We start from the raw sequence: 16,096 nt of genomic DNA, 5'->3' as shown, positions 1-16,096 counted from the left end.
TCCACCCCACTTCACCCCACAGCGATCGCGAATACACCTCCCCGCCACGCTTGTCGGTTACGCTCCCGGGATGCTCGAACCCGCCGCAACGCCCGACGGCCTCGCCGCGCGCTGCACGCGTGTGCTCTTCTCCCCTGGGCCCGCCTCGCCGTACTCCTCGTCCTGCTCGCCGGCGCCGCGGTCGCGATGATCGTCTGGCAGCCGCAGCGGCTGCTGGCGCACGGCTGGCCGCCCGAGTGGGCCGGCGGCGGCGCCGTGGTGATCTTCGGCCTCGCGTACGGGGTGTGCACCACCGCCTTCGTCCCCCGGCCGGTCCTGAACCTCGCGGCCGGCGCCATCTTCGGCAGCCTGTCCGGCTTCCTGTCGGCCCTGGCCGGTACGGTCCTCGGCGCGGGCCTGGCCTTCGCCCTGGGCCGGCTGCTGGGACAGGACGCCCTACGCCCCTTCCTGCGCGCCCGCTGGCTGGCCGCCGCCGACCGGCAGCTCAGCGAACACGGGTTCCGTTCCATGCTGGCGATCCGGCTCTTCCCCGGCCTGCCGTTCTGCGCCACGAACTACTGCGCGGCGGTCTCCCGCATGGGGTGGGGCGCGTTCCTGCTGGCCACCTTGCTCGGCAGCGTGCCGAACACGGCCGCGTACGTCATCGCCGGCGCCCAGGCCTCGACGCCCACCTCGCCCGCCTTCCTGATCTCCACGGCCTTCATCGCGGTGTCCGGTCTGGCCGCGGTGCTCGTGGCGTGGCGCAAGCGCGCGTCACTCCGGGGGCGTTGACCCGCAGGCGTCCGGAAAGGGCCCTTTGAGCACTCGGACACTTTCGGGCGCTACGCTGCCCCTCGACCGGTCACCGATCCCGCCGACCGCACGCACGCATTCCCGTCCCTTCCGTCCTCGTGTCGCCTGACCCGGGTCTCTGCTGGGTAAGCGCTTGATCACCCTCTGGATAGCGTAGCTTCGATGCATTGGTTTGAATCCTTCATCCTCGGCCTGGTCCAAGGGTTGACCGAGTTCCTGCCCATCTCCTCCAGCGCACACCTGCGGCTGACCGCGGCGTTCGCCGGCTGGCACGATCCCGGCGCCGCCTTCACCGCGATCACGCAGATCGGTACCGAGGCCGCCGTACTGATCTACTTCCGCAAGGACATCGCGCGGATCGTCTCGACCTGGGCGCGCTCCCTCGTCAACCGCGGCCTGCGACACGACCACGACGCCCAGATGGGGTGGCTGGTCATCGTCGGCTCCATCCCGATCGGCGTCCTGGGCATCACCCTCAAGGACGCCATCGAGGGCCCCTTCCGCGACCTGCGCCTGATCGCGACGACCCTCATCGTCATGGGCGTCGTCCTGGGCATCGCGGACCGCCTGGCCGCACGCGACGAGTCCGGCGGCCGGCACCGCGCCGTCAAACAGCGCAAGACCCTCACCGACCTGAACGTCAAGGACGGCCTGATCTACGGCGTCTGCCAGGCCATGGCCCTGATCCCCGGCGTCTCCCGCTCCGGCGCCACCATCAGCGGCGGCCTGCTGATGGGCTACACCCGCGAAGCGGCGGCCCGCTACTCCTTCCTCCTCGCCATCCCCGCCGTACTGGCCTCCGGCGTCTACGAACTCAAGGACGCCTTCGGCGACGAAGCCACCGCGAGCCACGTCTCCTGGGGGCCGACCATCTTCGCCACGGTCATCGCGTTCGTGGTCGGTTACGCCGTCATCGCATGGTTCATGAAGTTCATCACGACGAAGAGCTTCATGCCGTTCGTCATCTACCGCATCCTGCTCGGCATCGCCCTCTTCGCCCTGGTCAGCGCGGGCGTCCTGAGCCCCCACGCGGGCGAATCGGCGGGCTGAGGGGGCAGTTCCGGGCCCCTGGAACTACCGGTTCCTGCACGCCCCCACCCGCAGGAACCGGCAGATTCCCGCTGCTCCACGCGGGCGATGTCCATGGTCGACTCCCATTCCGCTCCCAGTCGACCTTGCCCGCCGGCGGCCCGGAACGTCTCCGGACCACTGCTCCGGGGTGACCAGTCTCCCCTGAAAGCGGCTACCCCACCTCAACGGCTCACCTGGGACTCCTGATGCCCGACGCGACGAGGGCGCCGGAAGGAGGCGGCGCATCGTTCTCGTCCAGGCCCAGCGAGTCGATCCGTCCACCGTGCACCGGCCCGGTGCCGTACTCGCTCGCCAGGAACCGCACGCCCAGCATCGTCTGCATGTTCGCCTCGGCGTTACAGCGGAGTTTCCGCGGGAGGCGCCAGCCCTTCAGGGCGGCCATGGTCACCGGCAGCACCCGTGTCGTGGCGAGCGCCGGGAACGGTGGATGAGGCGACAGCAACCGGCCTGCCGCATCGGCGACGGCCTGCCACGCCGGGCTCGTCGGACATGGCGGCACCGACCGGGTTGGGAGCTACGGGGGAGCTGCGCACCGGCCGGTGAGCGGTCGGTGCGGGCTCGGTCTACCGGTTCGCGGGTTCGCGGGAGGCGATCCGGTGCGTGCGGCCGACCGCGCGGCCCACCGTGTTGCGCACCGCGAGGCCCGGCCGGGTGCGGGGCACCATGAGCCTGGAGAGCAGGCCGACGCGTCGCTGCCGCGGGCCTACCTCGCGGCGGAGCCGCGACTCGTAGGCGGCGAAGGCGCGGGCGTGGTCACCGGGATGGGCGGCGAGCTCTTGTGCGAGGGCGTACGCGCCCACCATCGCCATGCTGGAGCCGTCACCCAGCAGGGCTGTCGCCGCCGCCGCGTCCCCGAGCAGTACGACCCGTCCGCGGGACCACGAGGGCACCCGGACGGTGGTCAGCGGGTCGAAGAACGGAGCCGGGTGGTCGAGGAACGCCGCCACGAGTTCCGGCGCCCGCCACCGCACGTCGGCGTAGGCGTCGGCGACGGTCTGCTTGTGCAGGGCGGTGTTCTTGCGGTCGTGGGGCGCCGGCGGTGCGGCCCGGAAGGTGAAGATCGCGAGCGGGGTGGTCCGCGAGGGGTGGAGGACCAGCATCCGGTTCGGCACGGTCAGCATCGTCATCTCGGTGGGGTCCTCGACGGCGTCGGGTTCCAGCGGGACGGTCGCGCCGTACAGGCCCAGGTCGCCCGCGAACTGCCGCTCGGGTCCGAAGACCAGGCGCCGTACGGTGGAGTGCATCCCGTCGGCACCGACCACCAGGTCGAAGCGCCGTGGCGCGGACCGCCGGAAGGTGACGTCGACCCCGCCGGCGTCCTGGTCGAGAGCGGTGACCGTGTCGTCGAACAAGAACTCGGCCTCGGTCTGCGCCGACCGGTGGAGCACCTCGGACAGGTCGGCTCGGGTCACTTCGACCGTCGGCGCCTGGTCCGAGGTGAGCGGGAGGTGCAGGATTCGCCTGCCGTCGGGGTCGAGCAGGGTCAGCGACCGGTTGCGGGTGGCGAGCCCGCGGAGCTGCGGGAGGATGCCCATGCGCTCGGCGACCGGGATCGCGGGCCCCTTGACGACGATCGCACTGCCGCCGGAGCGCAGCTCCCGGGCGTGTTCGACGACGGTTGGCCGGTAGCCGTTGCGGGAGAGCCAGTAGGCGAGTGCGGGCCCTGCGATTCCGGCACCGACTATCAGCACCTCGGGCTTCTTCATGACGATGACCTCTCGGAGTGTCGATGACCAGGCCCCAGGTGAATGCCGGGGACTCAGGGCGCGGCGGCACGGGGCAGCACACCCCGGGGCAAGGTACGAAAGATTTCGTACCTCAGTGGAGCACGCCCTTCAGGTACGATGCAAGTCGTACTTGAAGGAGGTGCGGCGTGGCCGGGAAGAACCTGGTCGGCCCGGAGGCCGATGCGCTCGATCTGGGTGCGGTGTTCCGCGCCCTCGCCGACGAGCACCGTCGTTCGGTGATGACGGAGCTGGCGGCCGACCGCAGCGACAGCGAGCGGGGCTGCAACTCGTTCGATCTTCCGATCTCGAAGCAGACCCAGACCCACCACTTCCGGGTCCTGCGCGAGGCAGGTCTCATCGACGAGATCGACTACGGCAACCGCAAGGGCATCCGACTGCGACGCGCGGACCTCGACAAGAGATTCCCCGGGCTGCTCGCGCTCCTGGGGGCGGAGTCCCCGGGCGGTACTGCTCCTCGCTGAGCACGGCTGAACACACCGGAAGGGGCGTCCGAGCCGGCCCTGAGCCGCGAGCTCGGCCGGATCCAGCTCGCGCCGCTCGCAGGGACCCGAGCACGACACGGGCACGAAGGGGATCGGTGTCGCTTCGACCACCGCCCCGCGCTCGTGATCGACGCCGAACTCTTCCGCACACTCCCGCACGCCCCCACCCACCAAGGTTTCCTCAACCTGCGTGCGGAGCAGGGCCACTGGGGTGAGGGCGGGACCGGGCGTGGAGACGCTCCCGGTACACGGGTGCGTGTCAAGTCCAAGCCGTCCTGCTAGAGCCTGTTGCGAAAGTGGAGTTATCGGACTGGAAGTGCCCTGCGGCAGGTACCGCTTCTTGTCAGGCTCGTGGGGCGCTGCCCCTGGGGGCCGTCAGTTGCCATCGGGAGGCTGCGCAGTGTCAGCGCAGCCGGCGGGGGCAGCGGTTTGTTGGCCGGGCCGGTGCGGAACGACTGGAGCAGATAGGCCACCAGGCGCTGGGACGCTGCACCGTCTTCCGGTAGAGCGGTCATCAGACCGCAGTGTGCCAACAGGACCACGGCGAGGTCGGAAGGGTGAAAATCGGCCCGCAGCGCGCCCGATGCCTGGGCCCTGCGTACCAGGGTCATGAAGTCCCGCTCGGCTTGCTGCCGGGACTGCGCGTGTTCCGACGCGGTTTCCGGGAAGGCCGCGACGAACGCGGCCGGGAACCCGCGTTCCTCCCGTTGCAGAGCGCAGACCGTCTCGACCAGTTGCTGGAAGCCTTGCCACGGGTCAGGGGCGGCCAGAGCCTCGGTGAGTGCCCGCGCGCAGGTCTCCATCTGCTGCGCGAACGCGCCCCTCACCAGGGCGTCCCGGGTCGGGAAATGCCGGTACAGCGTCGCCACGCCGACCCCGGCCCGTCGCGCCACGGTCGCCATCGGGGCCTCGATCCCGTGCTCCGCGAAGACCGCACGGGCGGCGACGAGGAGGCGCTCCCGGTTGCGCCGGGCATCCGCCCGCGCCCCGTCCCGGGCTGTGATCCGAGAGGATTCCGCCATCACTGTCTCTCACTTCCGGTCCAAACGGACGATCGCGTCCACTTAAGAGCCTACGGTCGATGCCAGATCCCTGTACGGCACCCGGTGGCAAAGGCAGAACGATGAACGACCGCATGATGAAGGCCGTGCTCTACGACCGCTACGGCGGCCCCGATGTGCTCTACACGGGCCGCGTGCCACGCCCCGAGCCGGCCCCCGGCGAGGTCCTGGTGAAGGTGCGCGCGTTCAGCGTCAACGGCGGCGAACTGGCAGTCCGTGCCGGCCGTCTCCGCCTGCTGAGCGGCCGGAAATTCCCCAAGCGCGCCGGCTTGGACTTCACCGGCGAGGTCGCCGCACTGGGGGCCGGAGTCACACGGTTCGCGGCCGGCGACCGCGTATGGGGGGTCTTGGGCCGCACCTCCGGGTTCGGCAGCGCCGCCGAATACGTGACCGTGCCCGCCGAGCGGGTCGGCCGGTTCCCCGACGGCCTTGACCTGGTGGACGCCGCCGCGCTGCCGGTGGCCACCACGGCCATCACCGCGCTGCGGGACAAAGCCGGGCTGCGCCCCGGCGAACGACTGCTCGTCCGGGGCGCGGCGGGCGGTGTCGGCAACGCCGCCGTCCAGCTCGGACGGGCGTACGGCGCCGAGGTCACGGCCCTGGCCCGTGCAGCCAACCTCGACTTCGTCCGCGGGCTCGGCGCGCACAAGGCCGTCGACCACCGGACCGTGCGGCCGGCGGAACTGGGCCGCTTCGACGTGGTCCTGGACACCGCGGGGACCGACCTGCGGGCCTTCCGGCGCCTGCTGAATCCCGGCGGGCGCATGGTCACCATCGCCTTCGACCTGGAACGGCCCGCGGCGTCGCTCGGCTACCTCGCGGCCAGCACGGTCCACGGACACGGCCGGGTGCGTTTCTTCAGCGGCAACCCCACGCGGGCGGACTTCGACGACCTCGCCCGCCACGTGGTCGAGGGCAAGCTGAGCCCTGCGGTGGACACGGTCTTCCCCCTGGAGGAGACAGCAGCGGCACACCGGGCACTGGAGGCGGGCGGCGTCCAGGGCAAGTACGTGGTCAGGGTCGCGTAAGACGTCTGTGGAGGTGCGCATCACAGCCACTCGTCGACGGCAGCAATGAGGACGGTCGCCTCGTAGCGGACCGCCAGCCTGTCGTACCGCGTGGCGACGGCGCGGTGCCCCTTGAGGCGGTCGATCCCGCACTTGACCGCATGCCGCCGTTTGTAGCCGTCCTCGTCGAACTTCGGCAGCCGTCCGCCACGCGATCCACGCTTGAGGCGGTTGCGCGCCTGGACGGCTTTGTCGGGGAGGGTGCAGCGGATTCCACGGCGGCGCAGGCAGGCGCGGTTTCAGCGGGCGCACTACCGCAGCAGGCGTATCCGCAAGGATGTCGCTCCCACCCATCTGGGCGGCGTCGGCCTTGACGCCGTAGGCCCCCAGGGCTCTTTGCCAGGGCGGTGTACCCAGACCTTGCCCTGGAGGGCGTAGCGGCAGGAGGTGCTCTTCTCCTCGAATCTCGCCATGTGCGAGCCCTCTTGCCTCGGGCGGTCTGCGGCGGCAGTGACCGTCTTGGTGGAGCCGGCTTCGACGCCGAGGTGGTCCAGGCGGGGGTCCTGAACGGGCTCGTCCTCTTTGAGGGCGACCCGGGGGGGGCGGTTCGGCGACCGGTACTGCATCCGGGACCCCGCCGCGGCCGACCGCTTCGCCGGAGCGGCCGCGATCAGGGCTGGCCGGCCGATCCGGGCTACGGCATGGATTCGCCGATCGGTACGACGTTGAAGTACTCCTCGATGCGGTCGATGAGGCCACCGTCGAACCGGAAGTACATCGCCGCGTGTACCTCACTGCGGGAGCCGTCGGTCATGGTCAGGTGGAGTACCTGCTGCTGGAGTACTTCGTCGCCGTCCTGGAACTGCCGCACGATGTCGTACCGGAGTGTGCCGACGTCTGCTGCGAGTCGCTTGAGCAGTTCCATGTTCTCGTCGATCGGCTGGTCGCCGCTTCCGTCGTTGTGCCACACGGTGGCGGTGCCGGTGCACAGGGATCGCATCGTGGCGTAGTCCCCCGCCTCCCACTGCCGGAGGTAGTGCACCGCTGCTGCGCGAAGGTCCTGGTCGCTTGTCAACGTCTTCTTCCTTTCGGAGTGCGCCGGTTGCGGCGGATGTCAGGCGGCGGGGCCGGCCGCGGTACCGGCGGCCGTTTCTTCGTCGAAGACGGGGGCCCGTTCCCCTGCCTCGACGCGTAGGGAGAGGTGGTTCTCCCGGGGCGGCAGCGGGCAAGGGAAGGCCGCCGAGAACATGTGGTGGGGAACAACGGCCCGGTTGAGGTCGATTCGGACCGTACCCATGCCGTCCTTGGGCCGGGTCAGGATCAGCCAACGGCCCATGCCGGGCGTGTCCGTGCCGCTGGTGCCGTCAGTGAACGTGACCAGCAGGGTGTCGCCGCCCACGCCGAACGCCCGGAGCGTGTGGCGCTCGCCTCGCAGATCGAAGACGAAGTCACCAGGGGCCGGGAGGGTGTCCCGCATCCTCGGGCTGGTCAGCCGGGTCACTTCCTGGTGACGCCCGGCATCCGCCGGACGGTATTGCGCATCGACGATCCAGGCCGGGTCCCACGGCCACGCCTCGATCCCACGCAGGCCGACGAGGGTGGGCGCGGCCGGATCCCACACGACCAGGACATGGGCTCCCCGCAGTTCCTCGATGGTGCCGCGCCGCCCGCCGGGGAGGGCCAGGCGGCTGGCGCCGTTCAGTTCCACCGTGCCGTCCACGTCCTGGCCGTCGACGGAGACACCCTCCGCAGGGGCCGCGGTCAGCGTCAGACTCCCCGCGAAGCCGGTGGACGTCCACCGACCCGGGACCCCGGGGACTTCCTGCCCCGGTTCCGTGATCAGCCGGTAAGCAATGCAGCCCGCCTTCCCGTCGGGGCCCGCCATCTCCTCCCACCGGCTTCGACGCCATCTGCCGTACCCGGCCAACGTGTTGTCGTCAGCGAAGCATTCGCTGGTCACAGCGTTCTCCTCTCCAAGGCGGCGGACACCCGCGACCGCCATCAGGACCCACCCGCCGTCAGGACTCCCCCGGCCGGAAACCCCGACCGGTTCGACGGCCGGTCGACGGCCGCCTCAGCACAGCCACGGACGACCTGCCGCCGTGCGGCGCGCGTCACCACGCCCGCCCGACCGTCACGGACCGACCGTTGGGGCCGGTGCTCTGGATGGTGCACTCAGGCCGACGCATCAGCAATGCTGATTGCCGTTACAGCAAATGCGGAAAGCGGCGACACGCTGGTTGTCGCGCTCCTGGTACTCCAGTGCGGTTTCGTCATCCATCCAGCCGGCTCGCCGGTGGCCCGTCGTCGGTAGTGGCTGCGGCGGGCTGTTGCCTGGTGGTGTCCGCGCCAGGTGGACCAGTGCAGCAACTTGGCCACTGACAGGGCCGGTTGGTGGAAGGCGACGGCAAGCAAGTGGCGGATTTCCGGGACGGTCAGCGCAATGGGGTCCCGGCTGCGGGCGGGATGGTGCGGTTTGGCAGGACGGTCGGCGGCTGCGTCGGCGGCGTGGGCGGTCAGGAAGGCCAGGGCGAGCATGGCGAGGGTGACGTGCCGGTGCCAGGAGGTCCAGTTGCGGACCTGGTAGTGGTCGAGTCCGGCCCCCTGGGCGGCCTGGAAGCATTCCTCCACGCTCCAGCGGATGCCGGCGACGCGAACCAGTTCGGCCGGGGGCACCTGGGCGGGTGACCAGCACAGGTAGAAGGCGAGTTCGCCGGTGGTCCGGTTGCGGCGGATGAGCAGGTGGCGGTGGCTGCCGGCGCCGATGTGGATCCAGGCCCAGTCGTAGTAGCGCGGGCCTTTCGCTCCGTTGCCGGCGCTGTGGCGGTGCCAGGCCGTGGCGGGCAGACGGCCAGCGATGGTGTCCGCGCGGACGGGAGTACGGCCGTGGTTGAGGCGGACCCGAATCGAGCAGGCGATGGCCATGACGTAGCCGATGCCGCGTTTTTCCAGGGTTGTTCGCAGCTACGGGTCCTGGCCGTATGCCTCGTCGCCGGTCACCCAGGAGACGGTGCTACCGCCGTCGAGCGCGGCAGCGATCATCTCACCGGCCAGGCGGGGCTTGGTGGGGAAGGCCACCTCGTCGGGTATCCCGGCGGCCCGGCGGCGCTCGGGATCGGTGCACCAGGAGTGCTCGGGCAGGTAGGGCCGGCGGTCGATCAACGCCCGTCCCCGGCGGGTGGCGTGAGCGAGGAGCACACCGACCTGGCCGTTCTCGATGCGTCCGGCGGTGCCGGTGTACTGCCGTGGCACGCCCGCCGAGGCGGACCCCTTCGTCACGAAGCCGGTCTCGTCCGCGACCAGGACACCGCCGTCGGTGCCAAGGTGTTCGGCGGCGTAGGCTCGCAGGTCGTCGCGGACGGCATCGGCGTCCCAGCGGGCGTAGCGCAGCGGGCGCTGCATCGGCCCGGGCCGGGCGTGACCGGCTTGTTCGGCCAGCTACCAGCAGTTCTTCCGCTCAACGCCCGACAGCAGCCCGAGCAGAGGGGCGCGGGCGGTCCTCCGTGGCGCAACCCGCCCGAACCGGCCCGCGATCCGGACCGTGCCCGGTCGAACCTCGCCCACCAGCGGGCAGGGTCTGCGCTGTGGCTCGCGGCCATCGCACGATCTTCAAGAGTCCACACGACCCCCGATGATCAGGCGGTGGCCGTACCCGTTCCCGGCCGGGTCCGCGACAAGATCGCGAAGTCGGACCGGCGTCCTAACCCCGGGCGACCTCAGCGGTGTGTGCGGGGGTGTAGCGCTCGCCCGTCACCTGATCGCTCAGCGGGCCCAGCGCGGCCAGTGCCTCGGCGTCCAGGGTGAGCTCCAGCGCGGCCGCGTTCTGCTCCAGCCGGGCCGGGCTGCGGGTGCCCGGAATAGTCGCCACCGCCACCCCGAGCCGCTCGGTCTGGGCGTACACCCAGGCCAGCGCCACCTGGGCGGGGGTGGCGCCCAGCCGGTCGGCCACCTCGCGCACGGTCTGCGTGATCTTCTCGTTGGCCTCGCCCGCCTCGCCGGTGAAGCGGGGGTTGGTGCGCCGGAAGTCCTTCTCGCCCAGTGTGGAGCGGTCCAGGGTGCCGGTCAGGAACCCCCGGCCCAGCGGCGAGTACGGCACCAGCCCGACCCCCAGCTCGGCCATCACCGGGGTGATGGCCTCGACGTCGCGGGTCCACAGCGAGTACTCGCTCTGCACCGCGGTGATCGGGTGCACCGCGTGCGCCCGGCGCAGCAGCTCGCCGTCGACCTCGGACAGGCCCAGATGGCGGACCTTGCCCGCCTCGACCAGCTCGGCCATTGCCCCAACGGTCTCCTCGATCTCCACGTCCTGGGGCGGACGGTGGGCGTAGTACAGGTCGATCACCTCGACGCCCAGCCGCAACAGCGAGGCGTCGCAGGAGCGCAGCACGTAGTCCCGGGCACCGCGGATGCGGCGTGCCCGGTCGCCGGCGCTGCGGTCGATGCCGAACTTGGTGGCCAGCTGCACCTGGTCTCGGCGGCCGTGGACGGCCCGGCCCACCAGCACCTCGTTGTGCCCGGTGCCGTAGGAGTCGGAGGTGTCCAGGAAGGTGATGCCCAGCTCCAGGGCCCGGTCGATGGTGGCCATGCCGCCGTCCCAGTCGGAGGCGCCGTAGCTCTCACTCATCCCCATGCACCCCAGGCCCATCGCGCTGACGGGGAGACCGGGTGAGCCGAGCGTGGTTCGGGTGATCATGCGCGGATACTCCTCCTGCCCGGCGGAGCGGGCGGTACCTCGAAGGCTGACGAACGCCTGTGACGCTAGGACTTGGAGCGCCCTCGAAGTCAAGCCGGAGGACCGGCCCCCGCCGGCGGGACAGGCGCGGCGGGAGCGGGTGAGGGTGAAGCAGTCCACCGACAGCAGGTCGCCACAGGGCCCGGACACCGCGTATTTCCCGGCCGTCTTCACCAGCGGGTGCAGCGGCCCAGCGACCGTACCCGTTCCCAGCAGGATCAGCGACAAGATCGCGAAGTCGGACTGGAGTACTCGGCTCCGAAACATGAGCACGTTCGATCAGCACCACCGGGTTCGTATGCCCGCCGCTCCTGAGCAGCCCGCCGTCATCGAGGTCGACGGCCACGATGACGCCTCGTCGGTGGAGGCATATCGGATCACCCAAATCGTGGACGAAGGGCCCGAAGTGACGCTGTACGTGGCCAAGGGCTGGAACGGCGTGCGGTTCGAGGGCCTGGCGGACGCGAGGGTCGAGCCGGCGGATGTACGGCGCGTCGTGGCCGGGTTCCTGGACGCGGTGGACTGGCGCCGGCTCGACGAAGCCGTACTCGCCCGCGGTGATCTCGACGGGGCGCCCGGCGAGCTGACGCGCGGGGTGCCGGCACAGCTTCGGGAGTGGGCGCTGAGTGCGTGATCAGCGCGGTGCGCACGGTTCGCCGAGCGACACCTGCTGCCAGGCCGAGGGCGCGCCAGGTGTATTGACCACGAGCGTTGTCGACGGTGGGCGGCGGAGAGGTGATCAAGGCGCGTCACCGTCCGCCGCCAGGCGGGTGAGCCACTCGCGCAGCAGGCGCTGCTCGGCGTCGCTCAGGACATCGGCGTTGTCGGGGAGGGCGGCGCGCAGGGCGCGGGCCGCTGCGGCGGGACCGGACTCCGCGGCGGGGAGTGTCGGTGCGGCGCGGGTGATGGCCGCGACCATGGATTCACGCAGGACGGTCAACAGTGCCGGATCGCGGCGCTCCGCGGGGGTGGAGTGCCAGGTGGTGACCGCGCCTTGGCCGGTTGCCTGGATGATCTGGGCGGCCAGCTCCTCGTCGCCCCGCAGCCACCCGCCGGCCGCCAGCCGGCGCACCCGCCCACGGAGGATCTCCAGGCCCGCGCGGTGTGCCGCGTCCGATCCCCGGCCGGTGGCCCGGTTCATCACCGCGAACAGCTCGGGGCGGGAGATGCCGAATTCCACCACCGTGTCCCAGCCGCGGCGCAGCTCCTGCACCGGGTCCTGCGGGTCGGGGTCGAGCTGGTCGCGTTTGCTCTGGAGGAACTGGGTGTAGCCGTGCTCGGCGACGGCCTCGAGGAGTCCCTCCTTGTCGCCGAAGAGGCGGTAGATCGCCGGCGGTTGCATGCCGGCCGCGGCGGCGACCGCGCGGGTGCTCACCGCGTCCGGCCCGCCCTTTTCCAGGAGGTCGACAGCCGCTTCGACGATGCGGTCGCGGGGGCTGCCGGTGGTGTCGCGCATAGCCATGAACCAATGGTATCGAAGATTTGATTCCAACGATATTTCCAGTGTTATCGTTACGGTGATTCCACTGGAAACGGCATTGGGAGGCCCCATGATCATCGTGACCGGAGCCACCGGCAGGCTCGGCCGCCGCACCGTCGAGCGCCTGCTGGAGCGCGTCCCCGCCGACCGCGTCGGCGTCAGCGTCCGCGACCCCCGCACGGCGAAGGACCTCGCCGACCGCGGCGTCCGCGTCCGCCAGGGCAGCTTCGACGACCCCGCCTCGCTCGTGCACGCCTTCGAGGGGGCCGGGCAACTGCTCCTCGTCTCGCTCGACCGCACGGGCGAGGAGTGCGTCAGCGGCCACCGCGCGGCCATCGACGCCGCCGTGCAGGCCGGCGCCGGCCGCATCCTCTACACCAGCCAGACGGGCGCCGCCCACGACTCCCGCTTCCCGCCGTGCCGCGACCACGCGGCAACCGAGGACCTGCTGCGCGCCACCGGCCTGCCCTGGACCGCGCTGCGCAACGGCTTCTACGCGGCCAGCGCCCTGCAGTTCCTCGAGTCCGCCCGGCACACCGGCGACATCGCCCTGCCCGCCGACGGCCCGGTCGCCTGGACCGGCCACGACGACCTCGCCGAGGCCGCCGCAGTGATCCTCGCCGACGAGGGCCGCTTCGAGGGGCCCACTCCGCCGCTCACCGGTCCGGCGGCACTCGACTTCGACACCGTCGCCGAACTCGCGTCCCAGGTCACCGGGCGGCCCATCACCCGCACCGTCGTCCCCGGCGACGTCTTCCGTGAGCAGGCTCTGGCGCACGGCGCCCCGGCTCCGGTCGCCGACCTGATGCTGAGCATCTTCGCCGCGGCGCGCAATGGCGAGTTCACCGCTGTCGACCCGACGATGGCCGAGCTGATCGGGCGAGAGCCCGCCGCCTTCGGCTCCCTACTGGAGCGGGCCTGGGCCGAATAGATCCAGTGGGCCCGGAGACGGCCCCGGCCTGGCCCGCCGCCCACGAAGGCTCGTCCTTTGTCGCCCGAGCCGCCTTCCACCAGATCGGCGGCCCCGGGCGCGAACCCAGGCGCCGCATCAGATTCCGCACCGCCCCAGCTCCGTCGACGATCACTCCCGCCGCGCGTACAGCGAGGTTCTGACCGACGAACGCAAAGAGACCGCGGCCTCCTTCCAACAGCGCGCGAATACCTTCTTCGAGCACGGCATCACCGTCGAGCGCGTCCTTACGGACAACGGCTCCTGCTACAGACCCCGCCTGTTCGGCCAGACTCTCAGCGCCGCCGGCATCGTCCATAAGCGCGCGCCCCTCTCGCCCGCAGACGAACGGCAAGGTCGCGTGCTTGAATCGCGCTCTGCTCGACGAATGGGCGTACGTGCGCCCGTACTCCAGCAACGCCGAACGCACCGAAGCCCTGACGGACTTCCTCCACACCCACAACTACCACCGGTGCCACACCGCACTCGACGGCCAACCACCCATCAGCCGCGTCAACAACCCAGCGGGCCAATACACGTGGTGTCCAGCTTCGTCACCTCCGGCGGCACCGCGAAGGTCACCCTGCGCTACGGCGACCTGAAGGCGAACACCACCTACGCCTTCCGCACCTCTGCCTATAACGGCAGCCTGTACGAGACGGACTGGTCGACGTGGGAAAAGTTCACAACCCGCGACCGGGCCGTGGACATCAAACTCCCGCGCCGAACAAGAGCGCCCCGGCGGCGGACCTGGACAAGTATCAGGAGCCGCAGGTCGGAACCCGTAAGCGGCCTGAGGTGGTCACCCGCGTCACGAAGGACGCCGGCAAGGGCAGCGAGCCCTGCACCGACCACGGCCAGAAGATCACCTGCATCGACCGGCGGACGCACACTTCGCCTCGGCCATCGAGATCAAGCTCGACCCGGTGTCCCGGAAGTTCACCCAGCGGCTCGCGGCGGTGCCGACGGCCCCCTTCATCGTGCAGCACGGCACCGTCGGCATGCCGGGACCATTCACCATAAATCCCACGTTCAAGTGCTCCCCGGAGTGCACCATCGCCGCCCCAGTGTGGGATGGCTCCCCCACGTGGCAGCCGAAGGGCGGCATCCACACCGCGTACGCCACCTTCAACCACGAGTGGACCAGCGGCACCGCCACCACCGCGCCGGCCGGACCAGGTGCGCCCGCCCTCGGGCAGCAGCGGGTCGTCGTTGTAGTGCCGACGGACAGATCACGGGTAAAGGTCAGGCGCCAGGCGGGGAGGATCTCCTCACCTGGCCGCGGCGGATGCACGGTCAGGGGCCGCATGTCCCGGGCCCGCTCACGCATGTCCACGTCGTACCACTCGGCTGACGGGCCCCGGGGGGGTAGTTGGGGCTGCAGCCCCACCCCTGCGGAACGCCTCAAGCAACTTCCGCTGACAAGGCTGCCCGGAGGGCGCGGCGCGGTGCGCGAGAGCGAGGTCAAGGGGACCGAGCCCAACTGCCTGACGCCCGCGCAAAGGAGCCGATGACTACGAGCCGGCCGCGTCGGCTGCCTGCTGCCGGAGGCGGCCCCGGGTATCGCGCCCGAGGGGCCGGCGGGCCGAGCGCCCGGGACGGCGAGCTGTAGAGGGGGTGCCGGCCCTCCGGGGAGGGGGGTCGGCCCGACCCCCCTCCCCCCTTTCGAGACACCGTGCACCGTTTTTATGGTACCGTTTCGGTACACGGTGAATCGAAAGTGTCCCGGGGGTCATGCGTTGCGACGTCCCCGGACGGAAATGGATGGTCATCATGCGCGTCTTCGTCACTGGTGCGACGGGCTGGATCGGGTCGGCGGCGGTCGACGAGCTGCTCGCTGCCGGTCACGGCGTCGTCGGTCTGGCCCGGTCGGACGCCTCGGCGGCGACTCTTGAGGCGAAGGGCGCGACGCCGCTGCCCGGCGGCCTCGACGACCTCGACGTGCTGCGCCGCGGCGCAGCCGAGGCGGACGCGGTCGTGCACCTCGCCAACAAGCACGACTGGGGCAACCCCGCAGAGTCCGACCGCGCCGAGCGCGCCGCGGTCGAGACCATGGCCGAGGCCCTGACAGGCACCCACAAGCCCTTCGTGGTCGCCAACGGACTCTCCGGCATCGTGGAGGGGCGCGCCGCCCTGGAGACGGACTCCTCGCCGGACGTCGGCCCCGGCGCGTCGCGCGGAGGCAGTGAGAATCTCGCGCTCGACTACATCCGCCGGGGTGTGAACAGCGTCATCGTGCGCTTCGCGCCCTCGGTGCACGGCGCGGGAGACTGGGGTTTCGTGGCCTTCCTCGCCAAGGCCGCCCGTGACAGAGGTGTGTCCGGCTACATCGGTGACGGCTCGGTGGAGTGGTCGGCGGTGCACCGCTCGGACGCCGCGCGGTTGATCCGGCTGGGCGTCGAGCGCGCCCCGGCGGGGACGCGGATGCACGCGGTGGCCGAGGAGTCGGTCACCACCCGTGCCATCGCGGAGGCGCTGGGCGAGGCGCTCGGTCTTCCCGTGGCTTCCATCGCGCCCGAGGACGCGGGCGAGCACTTCGGCTTCGTCGGCGGCTTCTTCGCCACGCCGATGGCGGCCTCCAGCGCTCGCACACGCGAACTGCTGGGCTGGAAGCCGACCGGGCCGACGCTGGTCGAGGACATCCTCGACGGTGCCTACGGCGGCTGAGGCGCCGGTCGCCGACGACGGGCCGCTGGCGGGTCGCGACAGTCCGCGGCGTCCACGGCCCGTCAGCCGACGCGGCGGGGCAGGCA

13 protein-coding genes and 4 pseudogenes are annotated in these 16,096 nt (G+C 71.1%); 8 read left to right on the top strand and 9 right to left on the bottom strand.

Features of this window, described 5'->3' with window-relative positions:
- Positions 1 to 70 precede the first annotated feature (70 nt).
- Positions 71 to 771: pseudogene (locus tag EJG53_RS37260) on the top strand (TVP38/TMEM64 family protein).
- 183 nt (positions 772 to 954) lie between these two features.
- Positions 955 to 1,842, top strand: coding sequence for an undecaprenyl-diphosphate phosphatase (locus EJG53_RS37255; RefSeq protein WP_125048570.1), 888 nt, complete (start codon positions 955 to 957; stop codon positions 1,840 to 1,842).
- Between the two features lie 211 nt (positions 1,843 to 2,053).
- Here the strand turns inward: EJG53_RS37255 and EJG53_RS37250 are convergent, their stop codons facing one another.
- Positions 2,054 to 2,272 (bottom strand): hypothetical protein, encoded by a 219-nt coding sequence (locus tag EJG53_RS37250; RefSeq protein WP_244955741.1) that lies wholly within the window; start codon positions 2,270 to 2,272, stop codon positions 2,054 to 2,056.
- Between the two features lie 175 nt (positions 2,273 to 2,447).
- Positions 2,448 to 3,590, bottom strand: coding sequence for an FAD-dependent monooxygenase (locus tag EJG53_RS37245; RefSeq protein WP_125048569.1), 1,143 nt, complete (start codon positions 3,588 to 3,590; stop codon positions 2,448 to 2,450).
- Positions 3,591 to 3,757: 167 nt separating this feature from the next.
- Here EJG53_RS37245 and EJG53_RS37240 point away from each other — a divergent pair, with 167 nt between their 5' ends.
- On the top strand, positions 3,758 to 4,093 hold the full coding sequence (locus EJG53_RS37240) for an ArsR/SmtB family transcription factor (protein ID WP_125048568.1): 336 nt from the start codon (positions 3,758 to 3,760) through the stop codon (positions 4,091 to 4,093).
- A gap of 323 nt (positions 4,094 to 4,416) precedes the next feature.
- On the opposite strand, the gene EJG53_RS37235 is transcribed toward EJG53_RS37240, so the two are convergent.
- Positions 4,417 to 5,136, bottom strand: coding sequence for a TetR/AcrR family transcriptional regulator (locus tag EJG53_RS37235; RefSeq protein ID WP_125048567.1), 720 nt, complete (start codon positions 5,134 to 5,136; stop codon positions 4,417 to 4,419).
- Positions 5,137 to 5,237: 101 nt separating this feature from the next.
- On the opposite strand from EJG53_RS37235, the gene EJG53_RS37230 reads away from it, so the two are divergent.
- Complete coding sequence (locus EJG53_RS37230) at positions 5,238 to 6,203, top strand: NAD(P)-dependent alcohol dehydrogenase (RefSeq protein ID WP_125048566.1); 966 nt, start codon at positions 5,238 to 5,240, stop codon at positions 6,201 to 6,203.
- Between the two features lie 20 nt (positions 6,204 to 6,223).
- Here EJG53_RS37230 and EJG53_RS44320 read toward each other — a convergent pair.
- The 5 genes and pseudogenes from EJG53_RS44320 to EJG53_RS37205 all read right to left on the bottom strand — a co-directional run.
- Positions 6,224 to 6,481 (bottom strand): annotated as a pseudogene (locus EJG53_RS44320) (IS5 family transposase); the annotation flags it as partial.
- 395 nt (positions 6,482 to 6,876) lie between these two features.
- Positions 6,877 to 7,257 carry a nuclear transport factor 2 family protein gene (locus tag EJG53_RS37220; RefSeq protein ID WP_125048565.1) on the bottom strand — a complete coding sequence of 127 codons (381 nt, stop codon included), beginning with the start codon at positions 7,255 to 7,257 and terminating at the stop codon, positions 6,877 to 6,879.
- Positions 7,258 to 7,296: 39 nt separating this feature from the next.
- The gene (locus EJG53_RS37215) at positions 7,297 to 8,142 is read right to left on the bottom strand and encodes a DUF1684 domain-containing protein (RefSeq protein WP_167515226.1); all 846 of its coding nucleotides are present in this window, start codon (positions 8,140 to 8,142) and stop codon (positions 7,297 to 7,299) included.
- 536 nt (positions 8,143 to 8,678) lie between these two features.
- Positions 8,679 to 9,781: pseudogene (locus EJG53_RS37210) on the bottom strand (IS701 family transposase); the annotation flags it as partial.
- A gap of 101 nt (positions 9,782 to 9,882) precedes the next feature.
- Entirely contained in the window at positions 9,883 to 10,875 is a 993-nt protein-coding gene (locus tag EJG53_RS37205) for an aldo/keto reductase (protein ID WP_125048563.1), read from the bottom strand.
- Positions 10,876 to 11,179: 304 nt separating this feature from the next.
- Here EJG53_RS37205 and EJG53_RS37200 point away from each other — a divergent pair, with 304 nt between their 5' ends.
- On the top strand, positions 11,180 to 11,548 hold the full coding sequence (locus EJG53_RS37200) for a hypothetical protein (protein WP_125048562.1): 369 nt from the start codon (positions 11,180 to 11,182) through the stop codon (positions 11,546 to 11,548).
- Positions 11,549 to 11,653: 105 nt separating this feature from the next.
- On the opposite strand, the gene EJG53_RS37195 is transcribed toward EJG53_RS37200, so the two are convergent.
- Complete coding sequence (locus tag EJG53_RS37195; RefSeq protein WP_125048561.1) at positions 11,654 to 12,376, bottom strand: TetR/AcrR family transcriptional regulator; 723 nt, start codon at positions 12,374 to 12,376, stop codon at positions 11,654 to 11,656.
- 88 nt (positions 12,377 to 12,464) lie between these two features.
- Between EJG53_RS37195 and EJG53_RS37190 the strand changes: the two genes are divergently transcribed.
- The 3 genes and pseudogenes from EJG53_RS37190 (at position 12,465) to EJG53_RS37175 (ending at position 16,010) form a co-directional block, all read left to right on the top strand.
- Entirely contained in the window at positions 12,465 to 13,325 is an 861-nt protein-coding gene (locus EJG53_RS37190) for an SDR family oxidoreductase (protein ID WP_125048560.1), read from the top strand.
- Positions 13,326 to 13,461: 136 nt separating this feature from the next.
- Positions 13,462 to 13,879: pseudogene (locus EJG53_RS37185) on the top strand (integrase core domain-containing protein); the annotation flags it as partial.
- A 1,237-nt stretch (positions 13,880 to 15,116) separates the two neighbouring features.
- Positions 15,117 to 16,010 (top strand): SDR family oxidoreductase, encoded by an 894-nt coding sequence (locus EJG53_RS37175; protein ID WP_125048558.1) that lies wholly within the window; start codon positions 15,117 to 15,119, stop codon positions 16,008 to 16,010.
- Positions 16,011 to 16,096: the final 86 nt, after the last annotated feature.

Source organism: Streptomyces chrestomyceticus JCM 4735 (genome assembly GCF_003865135.1).
In the GTDB taxonomy this organism is placed as follows: domain Bacteria; phylum Actinomycetota; class Actinomycetes; order Streptomycetales; family Streptomycetaceae; genus Streptomyces; species Streptomyces chrestomyceticus.
Note: the sequence above shows the minus strand (reverse complement) of the source record. Positions and strands in the feature narration are given on the sequence as shown.

Excerpts from the sequence above, each read along its gene's own strand:
- EJG53_RS37255 (WP_125048570.1), top strand. The coding sequence starts at position 955 with ATGCATTGGTTTGAATCCTTCATCCTCGGCCTGGTCCAAGGGTTGACC.
- EJG53_RS37190 (WP_125048560.1), top strand. The coding sequence starts at position 12,465 with ATGATCATCGTGACCGGAGCCACCGGCAGGCTCGGCCGCCGCACCGTC.
- EJG53_RS37200 (WP_125048562.1), top strand. The coding sequence starts at position 11,180 with ATGAGCACGTTCGATCAGCACCACCGGGTTCGTATGCCCGCCGCTCCT.
- EJG53_RS37205 (WP_125048563.1), bottom strand. The coding sequence starts at position 10,875 with ATGATCACCCGAACCACGCTCGGCTCACCCGGTCTCCCCGTCAGCGCG.
- EJG53_RS37175 (WP_125048558.1), top strand. The coding sequence starts at position 15,117 with ATGCGCGTCTTCGTCACTGGTGCGACGGGCTGGATCGGGTCGGCGGCG.
- EJG53_RS37230 (WP_125048566.1), top strand. The coding sequence starts at position 5,238 with ATGAACGACCGCATGATGAAGGCCGTGCTCTACGACCGCTACGGCGGC.
- EJG53_RS37235 (WP_125048567.1), bottom strand. The coding sequence starts at position 5,136 with ATGGCGGAATCCTCTCGGATCACAGCCCGGGACGGGGCGCGGGCGGAT.
- EJG53_RS37245 (WP_125048569.1), bottom strand. The coding sequence starts at position 3,590 with ATGAAGAAGCCCGAGGTGCTGATAGTCGGTGCCGGAATCGCAGGGCCC.
- EJG53_RS37195 (WP_125048561.1), bottom strand. The coding sequence starts at position 12,376 with ATGGCTATGCGCGACACCACCGGCAGCCCCCGCGACCGCATCGTCGAA.